Source organism: Phaeodactylibacter xiamenensis, assembly GCF_000759025.1.
In the GTDB taxonomy this organism is placed as follows: Bacteria; Bacteroidota; Bacteroidia; order Chitinophagales; family Saprospiraceae; genus Phaeodactylibacter; species Phaeodactylibacter xiamenensis.
The window spans coordinates 289,702-305,753 of the sequence record NZ_JPOS01000020.1 but is presented as its reverse complement, the minus strand read 5'-3'; the positions used below and the strand labels follow the sequence as shown (position 1 = coordinate 305,753).

At 53.0% G+C, this 16,052-nt stretch carries 11 protein-coding genes; 6 read left to right on the top strand and 5 right to left on the bottom strand.

Going from position 1 to position 16,052, the window contains the following annotated elements:
* Window positions 1–23: 23 nt before the first annotated feature.
* Genes IX84_RS10360 through IX84_RS30915 form a run of 4 tightly spaced genes read right to left on the bottom strand, consistent with a single transcriptional unit; the run spans window position 24 to window position 3,920 of the window.
* The gene (locus tag IX84_RS10360) at window positions 24–1,262 is read right to left on the bottom strand and encodes an ABC transporter permease (RefSeq protein WP_044219694.1); all 1,239 of its coding nucleotides are present in this window, start codon (window positions 1,260–1,262) and stop codon (window positions 24–26) included.
* A gap of 17 nt (window positions 1,263–1,279) precedes the next feature.
* Window positions 1,280–2,494 carry an ABC transporter permease gene (locus tag IX84_RS10355; RefSeq protein ID WP_044219691.1) on the bottom strand — a complete coding sequence of 405 codons (1,215 nt, stop codon included), beginning with the start codon at window positions 2,492–2,494 and terminating at the stop codon, window positions 1,280–1,282.
* Between the two features lie 8 nt (window positions 2,495–2,502).
* Window positions 2,503–3,306 carry an outer membrane lipoprotein-sorting protein gene (locus IX84_RS10350; protein ID WP_081968696.1) on the bottom strand — a complete coding sequence of 268 codons (804 nt, stop codon included), beginning with the start codon at window positions 3,304–3,306 and terminating at the stop codon, window positions 2,503–2,505.
* Window positions 3,307–3,335: 29 nt separating this feature from the next.
* On the bottom strand, window positions 3,336–3,920 hold the full coding sequence (locus IX84_RS30915) for a TetR/AcrR family transcriptional regulator (protein WP_052515921.1): 585 nt from the start codon (window positions 3,918–3,920) through the stop codon (window positions 3,336–3,338).
* A gap of 280 nt (window positions 3,921–4,200) precedes the next feature.
* Here IX84_RS30915 and metF point away from each other — a divergent pair, with 280 nt between their 5' ends.
* The 6 genes from metF (at window position 4,201) to IX84_RS10315 (ending at window position 14,635) form a co-directional block, all read left to right on the top strand.
* Window positions 4,201–5,157, top strand: a complete 957-nt coding sequence (metF, locus tag IX84_RS10340; protein WP_044219689.1) for a methylenetetrahydrofolate reductase [NAD(P)H] — start codon at window positions 4,201–4,203, stop codon at window positions 5,155–5,157.
* Between the two features lie 59 nt (window positions 5,158–5,216).
* Window positions 5,217–7,715, top strand: a complete 2,499-nt coding sequence (locus IX84_RS10335; protein ID WP_152604985.1) for a M14 family zinc carboxypeptidase — start codon at window positions 5,217–5,219, stop codon at window positions 7,713–7,715.
* Window positions 7,716–7,826: 111 nt separating this feature from the next.
* Window positions 7,827–11,075, top strand: coding sequence for a T9SS type A sorting domain-containing protein (locus IX84_RS10330; protein ID WP_044219687.1), 3,249 nt, complete (start codon window positions 7,827–7,829; stop codon window positions 11,073–11,075).
* 31 nt (window positions 11,076–11,106) lie between these two features.
* Window positions 11,107–12,378, top strand: coding sequence for a fumarylacetoacetase (fahA, locus tag IX84_RS10325; RefSeq protein ID WP_044219685.1), 1,272 nt, complete (start codon window positions 11,107–11,109; stop codon window positions 12,376–12,378).
* A 14-nt stretch (window positions 12,379–12,392) separates the two neighbouring features.
* Window positions 12,393–13,838, top strand: a complete 1,446-nt coding sequence (gene dacB / locus IX84_RS10320) for a D-alanyl-D-alanine carboxypeptidase/D-alanyl-D-alanine endopeptidase (protein ID WP_052515919.1) — start codon at window positions 12,393–12,395, stop codon at window positions 13,836–13,838.
* 74 nt (window positions 13,839–13,912) lie between these two features.
* Window positions 13,913–14,635 carry a class I SAM-dependent methyltransferase gene (locus IX84_RS10315; RefSeq protein WP_044219682.1) on the top strand — a complete coding sequence of 241 codons (723 nt, stop codon included), beginning with the start codon at window positions 13,913–13,915 and terminating at the stop codon, window positions 14,633–14,635.
* A gap of 9 nt (window positions 14,636–14,644) precedes the next feature.
* Here the strand turns inward: IX84_RS10315 and IX84_RS10310 are convergent, their stop codons facing one another.
* On the bottom strand, window positions 14,645–15,913 hold the full coding sequence (locus tag IX84_RS10310) for an adenylosuccinate synthase (RefSeq protein ID WP_044219679.1): 1,269 nt from the start codon (window positions 15,911–15,913) through the stop codon (window positions 14,645–14,647).
* Window positions 15,914–16,052: the final 139 nt, after the last annotated feature.

Genomic DNA, 16,052 nt, shown 5'->3' with positions numbered 1-16,052 from the left:
TTTTTGTTGTTTTTTTCTGGTTGTTAAAAGCTATGCAGGGCATCCACAGGCTTGAGGCGGATCGCCTTCAGCGCCGGATAGATGGCTGCCAGTATAGCTGTAAGGAAAACCCCAATTGCCATTTGGGAATACACGCCAGGCTCTACGTCGAAATAGATGATTTGCGACAAGCCGTAGCTCGCCATGCCTTCGCTGTAGGCCGACATATTGATGCCATTTTCCCGTACATAATTGATGGTCAGGTATCCCAGCAGGAGCCCGATCGGAGTGGCTACGATACCTAATAATATGGTTTCAAGCACTATCATGGAGAAGACACGCAGCTTGTTCATACCAATAGCCATCAGCATACCGAGCTCCTTGATACGCTCCAGTACCGCCATCAGCATAGTGTTGATAATACCGAAGACCAGCGCCAGCAGAATCACCACCAGGTAAATCATAGAGACATTCTGAATTTGCGATTCGTACAGCTCCAGGTCGGGGGAAACTTCCCGGTAGGTTTTGACCTCCTGCCCGGGCAGGGCTGTTTCCAGTAATGCGGCCACTGTATCCACCTTATTAACATCATTCAGCAGCAGAGCGGCTTCGTAGACCAGGTCAGACTGTACGGTAGTGGTATCCGCCTGTGCAATGATCAGGCGATTCAGGTCCTCGCGCTCCACAAAGACGGTGCCGCCATCAAAGGGCGTATTGCCGGTATCAAAAATACCCACTACGCGGAAGGCTGCAGCCGTAATCTCCCGGTCGAGCCCCTGAAAGGTCAGTACCATTTTGGAACGGAGCTTGAGGTTGAGCTTTTCGGCCAGCTCCTGCCCGATTAACACGGCATTGCCGCGCATTTCCGGAAAGAACTCGCCCTCCACCAGTTTCTCGGCTATGGCGCTTACCGCTGCTTCCTGCTCCGGCTCCACGCCTTTCACCATCACGCCCCGTGCCCCCTGACTGGAAGAGGCCATACCGCTAACCACCGTGCGCATGCTGTAGGCCTGCAGCTGTGGCAGTGTTTCCAGTTGGGTGCTTAGTTCAGATGCGGGAGGCAGTTGCTTTTGCAGGTCGTACTCTTCTGTGAAGCCCGGCGCATGGATTTGCAGGTGCCCCACGCTGTTTTCAATGGCGCTGTTGACGTAGCTTTTCATCATACCGGTGGCAAAGCCGGTAAGTGAAAGCGCCGCCCAGATGCCCAATGCAATTGCGGAAATGACGACCCAGCTCCTTGTGGGGCTCCGCCAGACGTTCCGCCATGCCATTATTGGTATCATACGTTTGTTATTTTTGATTAACCCCGCATGGCCTGCACCGGCTGCAGTTTGCGGATTTTGAAAATGGGGTACAGCGCCAGCACGGCCGTAAGGATAAAGACGTACAGCGCCTGAGTCATAAAAATCTGCATATCAAAGGTGGCCGGAAAGATGGGCTCAAAGCCAAACTTCTCCAGTGAGCTCGCCATTTCCCCACCAAAACGGATGGGGTTGACCTTGAAGTAGTACACAATAGGCATGCTCAGCAGAATGCCAGATAAAGCGCCAAGTACACCAAGCAGGATGACTTCCACCCACACCGAGAGCGCCAGTTGCCAGCGCTGAAGCCCGATGGAAATCAGCACGCCAAACTCATATTCCCGCTCCTTGCTCATCATCAGGATCGTGCCGAATATGCCGAAAGCAATGATCATATAGAGGATGAAGTAAACGATGACGTTACCGGCAGTATCGAGCTCGCGGGCCTGCACCAGATCAGGCAGCAGTTCCTCCCAGTCCATCACTTCATAGGCGCTCGTGTCCAACTGCGTACGCAGAGCAGCTACTACAGGTTTGATATCATCCTGGCCGCTCAGTTTCAGCGCCAGAGAAGTGGCGAGCCCGGGGGCACCGTAGAAGTACTGGGCTGCGGGCAATGGCAGGTAAACCATTTGCTTGTTAAGGTCAGGAGAGCCGAATTTCGCGATGCCTTTGATCGGGTACTTCCCGGCGGCATTCACCCCGCGGTAGCCCTGACTGATCAGGACCAGGGTGTCGCCAAGCGCCAGCCCTAATTTGTCCGCTACCCCGCTGGCTACCAGTACAGCCTCATCGCTTTCTGTAAGGTATTCCCCCTCTACCAGGCGGTTTTCCAAATCGGTCATCTTGTTTTCCACATTGGGCAGAATGCCTGCCACCAGGACACCAGAGGTCGTTTCCCCGGCTGCAGCCAGAGCAAAGGATTCCAGGCGGGGCAGTACCGCTTCCACGCCTTCCACCGCACCAACCTGCTCCAGAGAATCTGCCAGAAGGAAGGCCTTATCAATCGATTGTTCTTCCCAATATCCATCCTGATGGACCTGCACGTAGCCGAAGTAGTAGTTGACAACGTTGTTGATCATATTGTCCCAGGCGCCCCGCTGCAGGGAATCCATAAAGGAAGCGAACAGCACCGCGAACAGGATGGACGCTGCCGTGATAAAGGTACGCCTGCGGTTGCGCCAGATGTTGCGCCAGGCCATTTTGAATAGCATAATCGATGTTATTTAACGCGCTTCATGTTCTGTATGGAGAAAAATGAAGGCTGAATGGGTTCGTTGAAATCGAGGCTGAGGTACTCCAGGCGGGTTTTGTGCCCTTCTTCATCGGCAGGCACCACTTCCAGTACAGAAGGGATGACCCGGCCGTCCATCTCCCTCACCTGCTTACCGTAGATAGTCTGCACGAGGTAGCCATCCTCATCGTAAAATTCGCTTTTTAACTGCAAGTACTCGTCTTTGCTGATCCAGATGATAATCTCGCCCCAAACGACCGGTGCATCCGGCTTTGGGGTCATTTTGATCTTATAGCAGTTCCGGTCTTCCAGGGTTTCTGTGCCCAGTAATTCGTGCTCGTAGTCGGTGACGATGCTGGACTCCCTGACCAGGTCATCGTTGGTAAAATCGGAGCCCATCCAGGACTGCATCATCATGGAAGGCGGCATCTTAATCGTCCGGTCGATGGTCGGTTGCCAGTTCCAGATTTCCTTTTCGCGCTTGAGGAATGCGGTGCCTTTGTCGCGGGCAGGGGCGGTCACCAAAGTCAGAGAATACTCCGTGCCTTTGGCCCAACTCTTGAGCGTCATTTCCCGTTCCCAGGTGGGCCGGATGATGGTCATTTTGATGGTTGCGATATTGGACTCGCCCCGCATCTTTTCGTCGGCTTTTTGGATGATTTCCTTTGCGGTAGGGTCATTAGCAGTGGGGTAAGACCAGTTGTGTATTTTATTTTTCGGGAAGCCCTTTTCTGCGATCAGTGTGCCGTTAATGAATGGCAGCAGGAAAAGCAGCAGCAGTATGCGTTTCATATGGTTGTGTTTTTATTTTTCTCCGTCATTTATGGTTTGAGGTACCGTTTGAGCACCATTGCTTTCATTTGTTCGAGTGGATAGCCCTCCGGCATTTGCACAAACTGAAGGGCGATCCCGTCCATGACTGCACTGTAGTACATGGCTTCTTCCTGAGGGTTAGGTACGTCCAATTGGGCAAATACCGCAATGACTTTCGCCATGGCCGTGCCTTGTTTTTCCATGAGTTGGGGCATAATCCCCTCCAGGATGTCTTGCTGAAAAGCCAGTGCAGTCAGCAACCGCCAGAATGCCGGGTCTTTTTGCAGCAGCGCCAGTGTGCCTTCCGTGAAAGCCCGGAGTTGTTCCTGCGGGCTGTCGTTTTGAGTCAGTGCCTGTTCCAGCAGGGCCTCCCCAACCTCCACTGCGTGCAGGATGATGAAGTGCAGCAACGCTTCCTTGCTTTCAAAGTAGTTGTACAGCAGGCCTTTTGAAACCCCTGCCGCCCGGGCAATCTGCGCAATGGAGGTGCTGTGGAAACCTTGCTTCCCAAAGAGCTGTAATGCTGCATTTGCGATTTTCTCCATGCTCTCGTGCCGCATGGCTTCAAACTGTTTTTTGCTGCGTGGCGACATAAATTCAGATTACACTTTTTCACTAATCCAAGGGTTGAACTATTATTGACCAACCGTTCAGTCAAAAGTATTTTAAAATGGAGTCGTTTCCAAGAATCCACGGCCAAAGTCCTTTTTTATCCGACCAACAGCGCGCCCCTTTCGATTAAACAAAGGGCGTAGCAAGCGCAATACTCCTACCTCTTGTCAAAGCGGTGCAAGTTTTGAGCTTATGACAGATATATGTGGCATTTTACAGACGCAGTGCTTAGCTTTGCCGTGTTTTTATTGAAAACCAAGCATGAAAGTCACAGAATACTTCGAGAAAGCCAACGGGCAAACCCTGATTTCCTTTGAGGTGCTCCCCCCGCTCAAGGGTGGCAGTATGCAGGCCATTTTTGATACCCTTGACCCCCTCATGGAATTCAAGCCTCCATTCATTGACGTCACGTACCACCGGGAGGAGTTCATTTACAAAATGCGTTCCAGCGGTTACTACGAGAAGACGGCCATCCGGAAGCGCCCGGGAACGGTGGGCATCTGTGCAGCGATCATGCACCGTTATGGTGTAGACGCTGTGCCTCACCTGATCTGCGGAGGTTTCACAAAGGAAGATACGGAGAACGCCCTGATTGATCTCAACTTCCTCAATATCAACAACGTTCTGGCCCTGCGCGGCGATGCCCGGAAATTTGACGGGAAATTCGTTGCGGAGGAGCACGGCCACGCCTACGCCATTGACCTGGTTAAGCAAATTGCAGAGATGAACGAGGGCAAGTACCTCGACTCCAATATTGAAAAAGGTGCAAAGTCCGACTTTTGCATCGGCATTGCCGGTTATCCGGAAAAGCACTTTGAAGCGCCCAATATGGACGCGGACATGGAGTTTACCAAAGCTAAGATTGATGCCGGTGCCGACTACATCGTCACGCAGATGTTTTTCGACAACCAGAAATACTTTGACTACGTCGATAAATGCCGCGCCAACGGTATCAACGTCCCTATCGTGCCGGGGCTGAAGCCAATGACCAAAAAGTATCAGCTCAATGCCCTGCCCCGCATTTTCCACATTGACCTGCCCGACGACCTCGTAAGGGGCATAAGGGACGCCAAAGACGCCGAAGCCCGCCGTCAGGTAGGTATTGAGTGGTGCATTCAGCAGTCCAAAGAACTGAAAGCCGCCGGTGCCCCCTGCCTGCACTATTACACTATGGGCGACTCGAAAACCATACAGCAGATTGCAGAAGCGGTATATTAACAGCAGGGAAAGCAAAAAATCAGTAGTTTTGCGGGCTAATGTTGAAAATCCAATCCTGCATGAGTTCCCGATTCCTGCTAATTTGCGCGGCTTTATGGCTGCCCCTTCTGCTAGATGCTCAATTGCTTTCCCCCTCGGCGTTTTTGCCTCATCAGCACGGTGAGCAGTTCACTCCTCACCATATTGTCGTTGATTATATGGAGCACGTGGCGGCCCAAAGCCCGAGGGTTCAAATTCAGCAATACGGTACTTCCTACGAGGGGCGCCCGTTGCTGTTGCTCACCATTTCCGACCCTGGCAACCTGGACCGTCTTGAAGACATCCGAAAAAACAACCTCCGCCGCGCCCGGCAGATCGAAGGGGAAACTTCCCCGGAACTCGACAAGGCCATTGTTTGGCTTAGCTTCGGCGTGCATGGCAACGAGGCCGGAGCCACCGAAAGCAGCATGAGCGTACTGTACGAACTGGTCCGGGAAGACAACCCTCAGGCCAGTGAGTGGTTAAAAGAAACCGTGGTTTTGCTGGACCCCGCCCTCAACCCCGATGGCTACGCCCGCTATACAGATTGGTACCGGCGGGTGGCTCCAGTTATCAACACGCCCGAACGGGCGACGCTTGAGCATCAGGAGCCCTGGCCGGGCGGAAGGGTCAATCACTACCACTTTGACCTCAACCGGGACTGGGCCTGGCAAACGCAAACCGAAAGCCAGCATCGGATGGAGGTTTATCAGCAATGGATGCCGCATCTCCACGTCGATTACCACGAGCAGTATCCGGATAATCCCTACTACTTTGCCCCGGCTGCAGCACCATATCATGAATTCATTACCGACTGGCAATCGGATTTCCAGTACGAAATCGGGCAGAACCACGCCCGCCACTTTGATCAGCAGGGCTGGTTGTACTTTACAAGGGAGGTATTCGACCTGCTCTACCCCAGCTACGGTGATACCTACCCTACTTTCAATGGCGCGGTGGGTATGACCTATGAGCAGGCCGGGCACGGCATTTCCGGCAGGGCCATACTGATGGAAAACGGCGACACCCTGACCCTGAAAGACCGTATTGCCCACCATACCAAGACCGCCCTTTCCACTATTGAGGTGGCCTACCGGTCCCGATCAGAAATGCTGGAAAAATTTCAAGCCTACTTCGACAAAGCGCTGCGCGACCCAATGGGTGAATACCGGTCTTATGTTATCAGTAAGGATAATCCGGTGGGCAAGCTCAAGGCACTCACCCAGCTGCTGGGCCGCAACAACATCCAATACGGCACAGCCACAGACAGCCGGAAGCTTTCTGCCTTTGACTACCAAAAAGGAGGAAAAGCAAGCGTGGCTATCCAAAAGGGAGACCTGATTGTGAGCGCCTATCAGCCTCAGTCCGTGTTAGCACAAGTCCTGTTTGAACCCTTCCCAAAGCTGGAAGACTCCCTAACCTACGATATCACCGCCTGGGCGTTGCCTTATGCCTACGGCCTGCAGGCTTTTGCCAGCGCCGAAAAAATTAATGCTGACCCTGGCTATACCCTCCCGGCAGTGACGCCGGTTACTGCCGACAAGCCTTACGCCTACGTGGCTCCATGGACTTCCGTAGCTGATGCCCGCTTTTTAGCCGCTTTGCAACGGGAAGGCATCAAAGTCCGGTCTGCAATGGCTTCTTTTGGCATTCAGGGTGAAGATTATGAGGGCGGCACTTTGGTCATCACCCGGGCCGACAACCGCAAGCTGAGCGGGTTTGACGAGAAAGTCCGGCAGATTGCTGAAGCACACGGACAACAGCTGAAAACCCTGAAAACCGGATTTTCGGATGAAGGCTTTGACCTTGGCTCTGACAACCTCAACTTCCTCAAAGCACCAAAAGTGGCCTTATTTGCCGGCAGCTCCGTAGATGCGGGCAACTACGGGGAAGTTTGGCACTTCTTTGAGCAGGTGTTGGAGTACCCTCTATTCCTACTGGAAGCTGACCAATTGTCTTCCACTGATTTGGACGAGTACAACGTCATCGTATTGGCAGAAGGGCGTTACAGTATTGACGAAGCCAGCAATCAGGCCCTACAGCGCTGGATGCGTCAGGGCGGCCGGTTGATTGCTCTGGGGCAAGCCAACCGAAGCCTTGCCGGCCAATCAGGCTTCAACCTTTCTTCAAAAGAGGTCAAGACCGAATCAGAAGAAAAGCCTGCTCCTGAGACCTATGGGGGCAGCAGCCGCCGGGCGATTTCCAACTATATACCTGGCGCGATTTTCCCGGCAAACGTAGATAGCACGCATCCATTGGGCTTCGGGCTGGGCAAAACTTACCACAGCCTAAAGACATCCGGAGCAGCCTACCAATTGCTGAGTGAGGGCTGGAATGTGGGCTATCTGGAAGATCCGGTAACCCCAATTGGTTTTGCCGGCAGCCAGGCCATTAGCAGGCAGGGGGGCACTTTGGTATTTGGCATCGAAAACAAAGGACAAGGTTCAGTCATTTACCTGATTGACAATCCTTTATTCCGGGGCTTCTGGGAAGAGGGTCAACTGCTGTTTTGCAATGCCCTGTTCCTGGCCGGCCAGTAAATACGGAATGTCGGGATCGAGCCAAATGCACAGTATCAATTGCCTGCAATGAGGAATTGTAGTACATTGGTGTATATCCGGCATACAATGGGAAAATCATAGAGACACAGCATGCACAATCGTCTGCTTATTTTGCTGCTCCTTGCGGTCAGCCTGGAGCTCTTTGGACAAAAAGCGGTACCTGTACCGGGTGCATCGCCCTTGTCAGAAGTGCCTGTTATTGCCCTAACTGCGCTGGACAATGAAGCACTCCTTCAGGAAGAGCTGGACAGCCGCGGCCCGGAACGCCCCCCCAGGTTCGCCCAACGTCGGGAAGTGGATATCCGACCCACAGAGACTGGATTATGGGAAGATCTGCCTAATGGCGATATGCTCTGGCGGCTTCGCATTCAGTCGCCCAATGCTCACTCCATCAATTTAGGCTTTACCGAATATTATATGCCTGCCGGAGGTCGTCTCCTGCTCTATGATCCGCTACAAACGGAAATTCTTGGGCCCTTTACTCCTTCCGACAACGAAGGGCATCAGCAACTCTGGACACCTGTGCTGGGCGGTGACGACCTGGTACTCGAGGTGGTTATTCCAGCCCACGAGCGCCCCAACCTCCGGCTTCGCCTCACCAGTATCAACCACGACTTCCTTAACTTCTTTGGCGTTACAACCGGCGCCTGCCACCTTGACGTACTCTGTGGCGAGGCTAATGGCTGGGGCATAGTAGACCTTTACCGGGACGTGATCCAATCGGTAGCGGTCTATGGTATGGGGGGCGAAACCTTCTGCACAGGGGCACTAATCAATAATACCGACAATGACTGCCGCCCGTACTTCCTTTCCGCTTTTCACTGTGATGTAACGCCTTCCAACGCCCCCTCAGTGGTCGTTTACTGGAATTATCAAAATTCATACTGCCGGCAGCCGGGTACCGTAGCCAGCAGTAACCCCGGCAATGGCAGCCTCAACAACTTCAATACAGGGGCTACCTACCGCGCAGGTTACCAGCCTTCCGACTTTGTGCTTTTGGAACTTGACGATCCTATCCCTTCCTCTTCGCAGGCCTACTTTGCCGGCTGGTCCCGCGAAGCCACCCCACCGCAAGACACCGTGATTTGTGTACACCACCCCGACGGAGCTGAAAAACGCATCAGCTTCGCCTTCAACGATACTTATCCGGGTATTTGGGGCAATGGTAATCAGGAAGTCCCTAACGGTAATCACCTGATTGTGCCGGACTGGAGTGTGGGCAGTACTGAAGTGGGTTCCTCCGGCGCACCACTGTTTAATAAGCAGGGGCGGATTGTCGGACAGCTTCACGGCGGCGGTGCGAGCTGCAGTAATGACGAATACGATGCCTTCGGCTGGATCCGGTCAAGCTGGGAAGGAGGCGGCACCTCTACCTCCCGCCTCAAGGACTGGCTGGCACCCAATGGTGAAAATTTGTTCTTTCTCGAGGGGCGGTTGCTGTCCAGTTGCAATGCCTCTATTTTTATTCAGCCGTCCGTCACAGCGATTTGTATTCCCGGCACTGCTGACTTTGAAATAGAAATCGCAGAGGCCTTTACCGGCACCGTGAACCTGGAAGTTAATGGATTGCCCGCTGGTGTAGACTACAGCCTGAGCCCGGCCACTGCTTCCGGTGGCAGTACCGTTACCCTTACGCTCAATGCTTACGGACCGAGCCTGACGACCGGCATGCTCAGCTTCTCCGTTACTGCTGCTGATGAATACAGTTCGGTTACGGAATCTACCTCTATTTTTCTGGTAGCCGATGCTCCTCAGGCAGTCGCCACTTCCTACCCTGAGCCCGAAGCCGCAGGGGTCTCCCTTGCTCCGGAATTCTCGTGGTTGCCCGCAGCAAATGCCACCGGCTACGATTTGCAAATTTCAGTCGACAGCGGGTTCAGCAACCTCGTGGCGTCCTTATCGAATCTGGGCGGCACCACCTATCAGGGCGCAACGCTGGATGCCTATTCGAACTACCATTACCGGGTGCGGGCCCGCAACCTCTGTGGACCCGGGGACTGGTCGGAAGGTGTTCGGTTCAGCACTTCTGCCATCCGGTGCGAAACCGTAAAGGCCACTGAAATCCCGCTTACCATATCCAGTAGCAGCCCGAATACCATTTCTTCTGCATTGGACCTCGATGTAGAAGGTACGATAGGCTCCGTTTCCTTGCGCAATATCGAAATCGACCATACCTATGTCGGGGATTTATCGGGTATGCTGCGCTCTCCGGGAGGTACGGCCGTACAGCTTTTTGACCGCCCTGGCTTCCCGCTGATCCCATTTGGCTGTCCCGGAGACGATCTTTTCCTCCACTTTTCCGATGATGCGGATGCCAGTCCTTTTGACCTTGAAGGCACCTGTGGTAATGAACCTGCTATCTCAGGGGAATTCCGGCCCGGGTCGCCTTTATCCAGCCTCATTGGCGAAGTCGCTGCGGGTGAATGGCAACTTATCCTTTTTGATAACTTCAGCCAGGATGGCGGGCAACTCAAAAACTGGGAAATAGAAATATGCACAACCTACCCGCCCGCAGCCGAGGTTTTTCTTGAAAGCGATATCCTGGAAGCATGCACCAACCAGATACAGACGTTTGAAATTTTTGTCGGTACAGGATTTATACAGCCGGTGGAATTAGGCATAGCCGGTCTGCCCGATGGGGTTTCCGCCACATTCCAACCCGAAGTGGCGCTGCCCGGGACTTTTGCCTCCCTTACGCTGGATAGCATGTATTCCGTTTCCGAAAACGACATCCTTATTTATGGGAGTGATGGGAACACCATACACTTCTGTGAATTAGAGCTTCAAATTGGAGCCAGGCCCAATCCGCCGATTTTGTTTAACCCTGATAATGCATCGCCTGTATTCCAGGGGGAACAGTCCTTCTCCTGGTCTCCTTCGGTGGGGGCAGATAGCTTCCGCTTGGAAATTAGCCAGGATACCGCATTCCAGTCCCTGACCTTTAGCAAAACCGTGGCTCAATCTTATTTTTCGTTGCCCTCGGAGCTAGATGCCGGCCCTTATTTCTGGCGGGTGGTCGCCCTGAATCGCTGCGGGACCCGGTACAGCCCAGTATTTTCCTTTTTTAAAGAAGGGGCAGTCACCGCCACACGCGCTGAAAATCCGATCAGGGATGCGCGCATTTTCCCCAACCCCACTACCGGGCTGCTCCATGTCTGGCTGCCAGCAGGCTCAAACACTGTCAGGGGCAGGCTCTACAACGTGCAGGGGCAATTGCTGCAGGAAACACTCCTCCCGGAAAAGAGCACGCTCAGGTTGCAGGCTTTCCCGGCAGGCGTATACTGGCTTCAGCTCCAAATGGAAGATCGCATGGAAGTACACAAAGTAGTGCTGCAGTAATTTTCCTACATTTGCTCAAAACCAAATTGTAATGATCAAAGCAAACGACCCTAAGCTTAAGTCGTGGGTGCCCGTACCCAAGGGCAGCGATTTCCCGATACAGAATTTACCTTTTGGCATATTCAAAACACCGGGCCTGACCCCGAGAATGTGCACTGCGATTGGAGACCACATCGCAGATTTGCAGGTATTGTCAGAACATGGCTTTTTCGATGACCTTGACGTGCCCCGGGAAGTCTTTGCCCAGCCGACGATTAACAATTTTATGGCTTTGGGCAAAATCAAAACCCGTGCGGTCCGCAACCGCATTTCCGAAGTGCTTGACGATGACCTGGAAGACTGGGATGCCAGTCAGCTGGCAGATTACTTCCTCCACCCACAGCAGGAGGTGGAAATGCTGCTCCCCGTTGAAGTGGGCGATTACACCGACTTTTACTCCAGCCGCGAGCATGCCACCAATGTTGGCACCATGTTTCGGGGCAAGGATAATGCGCTAATGCCGAACTGGCTGCACCTGCCTGTGGGCTACCACGGCCGTGCTTCTTCGATTATTGTTTCCGGCACACCGGTACGCCGTCCTATGGGGCAACAAATCCCCAATGATGCGGAACAGCCGGTCTTTGGCCCTTCCAAACTGCTCGACTTTGAGCTGGAGATGGGCTTTGTAGTGGGCAAGTCTACTAAGCTCGGCAGCCGGGTGGATGTGGCGCAGGCAGAAGAGTACATCTTCGGGATGATGCTCTTCAACGACTGGTCAGCACGCGACATCCAAAAGTGGGAATATGTGCCGCTCGGGCCTTTCCTGGGCAAGAGCTTTGCCTCGACCATTTCGCCCTGGATCGTCACCCTTGATGCACTGGAGCCATTCCGTACGGCTGGCCCAAAGCAAAACCCTGAACCGCTACCCTACCTGCAAATAGAGGGTGCAAATACTTTCGATATCCATATCAGCATGGCCATTCAGCCGGAAAACGGTGAAGAGAAAACGGTTTGCACCTCCAACTTCAAGTACCTGTACTGGAGCATGGCGCAGCAACTGGCGCACCATACTGTCAATGGATGCAACCTCCGGGTGGGGGACATCATGGCATCAGGTACGATTAGTGGGCAGGAGGAGTCCTCTTATGGCTCTATGCTGGAGCTTACCTGGCGGGGCACTAAGCCTATCGCCATGCCCGATGGCAGCGAGCGCAAGTTCATCCACGATGGAGACACTGTGACGATGCGCGGATACTGTGAGCAGGACGGATTGCGTATTGGCTTCGGTAAAGCAGCAGGGAAAGTGCTTCCTGCTCAACCTTAAAAATCCGCTTTCGCATGTTCAAGTACCTTGCCCTTGCCCTGCTGATGTTAAGCTTTAGCCAGCCCGCTACTGCACAGAGCAGCTGGCAGAGGGCCGCCGACCGATTGGCGGCGAGCCCTGCTCTGAAACACGGCAGCATCAGCTTATGCGTCATTGATGTCGCTTCCGGTAAAACAGTGGCGCAGGTTGATCCTGATTTAAGCCTCAAGCCAGCGTCCAACCTGAAGGTCCTCACTACTGGCAGCGCCCTTGCTTTGCTCGGCCCGGACTACCGCTTTTCGACAAAGCTGCAGTACGAAGGCACCATCAATAAAAGCGGCGTACTTGAAGGTAATCTTTTCCTATATGGCAGCGGGGACCCTACCTTGGGCTCTCCCTTGCTGGAAGCAGCCTCTGGTCCGGAAGAGACGCTTCGCCTGTTTCGGTTAGCGGTGCAGCGGGCCGGCATTCGCCATGTTAAAGGCAGTGTGATCGGAGATGCCTCCGCTTTTGGATCGCAGGCTTACTGCCGGACCTGGCAGTGGGAAGACATGGGCAACTACTACGCTGCCGGTGCCTGGTCGCTCAACTGGCACGAGAACCTGCACGAACTACATTTTAAACAAACAGCGGAGGGGAAGACACCTCCGATATCCGGCACCACCCCCTTTGTACCAGGCCTGACCTTTAGCAACGAGGTGGTCTCTGGCAGCCCGGGCTCCGGCGACAACGCTTATATTTTCGGCGCGCCCTACCAGATGGAACGCTATGTAAGGGGCAGCATCCCTGCCGGAAGCGGCACTTTCACCATCAAAGGAGCACTACCTGACCCTCCCTTACTTTTGGCACAGACACTGCAACAGGAACTGTCTGGGGTAGGTATCCCCGCCGGGGGAGCGGACCGGTCCTTTGTGGCAGCTAATTCAGAAAAGACCACGCTTTACACCCACTACTCTCCTGCCCTTTCCGCTATTGTGGAACGGACTAATATGGAGAGTATCAACCTCTACTGTGAAGCGATGCTGCGCACAATTGGATGGGAGCAGAGTCAGGAAGGCAGTTACGCAGCTGGCCATAAAGCCATACAGGAATACTGGGAAAGCCGGGGCCTCAGCTGGGAAGGAGTTTTTCTGGACGATGGCAGTGGTTTGTCAGAGGGCAATGCGGTACCTGCGCGCTTTCTCGCCGCCTTCATGCGTAAGATGGCCCTCGGACCAGCCGATGTGTTCCAGGCCTTTGAAGCCTCCTTGCCGGTAGCCGGAAGAAGCGGTTCTATGAAGTATGCCCTGAAAGGCACTGCGGCAGAAGGGCGTGTTTTAGCCAAAACCGGTACGCTGGAGCGGGTACGTGCACTAACCGGTTATGTGGATACGCGCGATGGGCAGCGGCTGGCTTTTTCCATCATCGTAAACCGTTACGAAGGCTCAGGAGGTAAAATCCGAAAAGCCATGGAACAGTTTCTGCTGACTTTGTGCCAGTAGGAAGACCTACAGCAAAGCCTATTATCGTTCAGATTAAGCAACGGTTTACTAACTTTGGCGTAAATAAATTCTTTATGCTACACCGACTACTGTTTTTCCTGCTTACCGCAACGCTGATCTGGTCTTGCCAGCCTTCATCCTCTTCTTCTTCGGAACAAACGGCCTACCCTGATCAAATTACTGAAACCACACCAACAGAGGCGGCAGAGGATACTGTCACCGAAACCAGAGCCCGGGTAAAGGAAAAAGAGATGTACGAGAATACCAACCGGATGGTGTGGCAAAAACCGGAGATGATCCTGAGTATGCTGGGCGACCTCGACAATAAAACAGTAGCCGATATTGGAGCAGGCACCGGTTTTTTTGCCAAACGGCTTACAGAGAAAGCAGAAAAGGTCATTGCTATTGATATTGACCAGCGCTTTCTCAATTATATCGACAGTATAAAGGTACTGGAGATGGATGAAACCGCTGCACAACGGCTGGAAACCCGCCTGGCCTCACCCACACATCCTAACCTTGAGCCCGAGGAAGCAGATGTCATTATGATTGTCAACACGTTTATGTATATCCGGGATAAAGATACCTACCTCAGGACCCTACGCAAGTGCTTATCTGACAATGGCCTGTTAATGATCGTTGACTTTAAACGGAAGCGTACGGACATAGGCCCTCCTTCCACCATACGGTTGCCCCTGTACAGGCTCGAAGAGATGATGTACGAAGCAGGTTATCAATCTATAAAAACCAACGATACTGCATTGGATTATCAGTACATTATCACGGCACAGAAGTAACTACTCCGGTTAACGCACGATTAGTTTTTCCCGTTCGGGCCCGGTAGAAACCATAGATATCCTTACATTCAGCTGTTGCTCTATGTAAACAATGTAGTCTTTAGCAGCTTCTGGCAGCGCATCGAAGGCTGTAATACCGTCGAGCGTTACCGCCCAGCCCTTTCTGGATTCAAAGATGGGCTCCAACTCCTGATCACAAATATCGTAAGGCAGGGCTTGCGTTTCCATACCGTCAATCTTATAGGCAATAGCCGCACTAATGTCCTCAAAAACATTCAGGACGTCGATTTTTGTCATTACCAGCTGAGTGACGCCATTAACCATAATGGTGTAGCGCAGCTGAGGCAGGTCAATCCAGCCGCAGCGCCGAGGGCGGCCAGTGGTTGCGCCAAATTCACCGCCTTCCGCCCGAAGCCGTTCACCGGTCTCATCGTGCAGCTCAGTAGGGAACGGACCGGAGCCTACCCGGGTACAATACGCTTTGGTGATACCGATGACCTCGCCAATTTGGCTGGGTGCTACGCCTAAGCCGGTGCATACACCAGCAGAAATGGTATTGGAAGAGGTAACGAAAGGATAGGTACCGTAGTCAATATCCAGCATAGAGCCCTGTGCGCCTTCAGCAAGGATCTTCTTGCCGGCTTTTAATGCTTCATTGATGTAATATTCACCATCCACCATTTGCAGGGCACGCAGCTCATTGAGGCACTCCATCCACCGGGCTTCTTCCGCCTCCAGATCGAAATCGACAGGGGGATAAATCTCCAGCAGGCTGAGGTGCTTTTCCTTAAGCGCGAGGTAACGCTCCATAAAATCAGGACGGGCTATATCACCGGCCCGCAGGCCATTGCGGCCCGTTTTATCCATGTAAGTAGGCCCGATACCTTTGAGGGTGGAACCAATTTTGGCCTTCCCTTTGGCATTTTCGGAAGCCGCATCCAGCAAGCGGTGCGTGGGTAAAATCAGGTGCGCTTTTTTCGACACCAGCAAGCGATCTTTGAAGCTAACACCTGCGTCCCGGAGCTTATCCAGCTCTTTAGACAGCGTAATCGGATCAATGACTACACCGTTGCCGATCAGGTTTTTCTGTTCCATGCGGAAAATACCGGAAGGGATCGTGTGCAGGACAAACTTTTTGCCGTCAAACTTCAGGGTATGCCCAGCATTGGGCCCGCCCTGAAAGCGCGCTACTATATCGTAATCGGAAGCCAGGTAATCAACAATTTTTCCTTTTCCCTCATCGCCCCATTGCAGGCCGAGGATTACGTCAATCGCCATTTTTTAAAATTTAGAAACCCGGCTGCCGTCTACTTGGTGGCCGGGAAAGTGTCTTTTTGTACAAAGGGAGCAAATTAACAAAACCTGACGGAATACCAGTATCCATCAGGTTGAATAATCCTAAGATTTCTTGAGTTAA

Excerpts from the sequence above, each read along its gene's own strand:
- IX84_RS10360 (WP_044219694.1), bottom strand. The coding sequence starts at position 1,262 with ATGATACCAATAATGGCATGGCGGAACGTCTGGCGGAGCCCCACAAGG.
- IX84_RS10355 (WP_044219691.1), bottom strand. The coding sequence starts at position 2,494 with ATGCTATTCAAAATGGCCTGGCGCAACATCTGGCGCAACCGCAGGCGT.
- IX84_RS10350 (WP_081968696.1), bottom strand. The coding sequence starts at position 3,306 with ATGAAACGCATACTGCTGCTGCTTTTCCTGCTGCCATTCATTAACGGC.
- IX84_RS30915 (WP_052515921.1), bottom strand. The coding sequence starts at position 3,920 with ATGTCGCCACGCAGCAAAAAACAGTTTGAAGCCATGCGGCACGAGAGC.
- metF (WP_044219689.1), top strand. The coding sequence starts at position 4,201 with ATGAAAGTCACAGAATACTTCGAGAAAGCCAACGGGCAAACCCTGATT.
- IX84_RS10335 (WP_152604985.1), top strand. The coding sequence starts at position 5,217 with ATGAGTTCCCGATTCCTGCTAATTTGCGCGGCTTTATGGCTGCCCCTT.
- IX84_RS10330 (WP_044219687.1), top strand. The coding sequence starts at position 7,827 with ATGCACAATCGTCTGCTTATTTTGCTGCTCCTTGCGGTCAGCCTGGAG.
- fahA (WP_044219685.1), top strand. The coding sequence starts at position 11,107 with ATGATCAAAGCAAACGACCCTAAGCTTAAGTCGTGGGTGCCCGTACCC.
- dacB (WP_052515919.1), top strand. The coding sequence starts at position 12,393 with ATGTTCAAGTACCTTGCCCTTGCCCTGCTGATGTTAAGCTTTAGCCAG.
- IX84_RS10315 (WP_044219682.1), top strand. The coding sequence starts at position 13,913 with ATGCTACACCGACTACTGTTTTTCCTGCTTACCGCAACGCTGATCTGG.
- IX84_RS10310 (WP_044219679.1), bottom strand. The coding sequence starts at position 15,913 with ATGGCGATTGACGTAATCCTCGGCCTGCAATGGGGCGATGAGGGAAAA.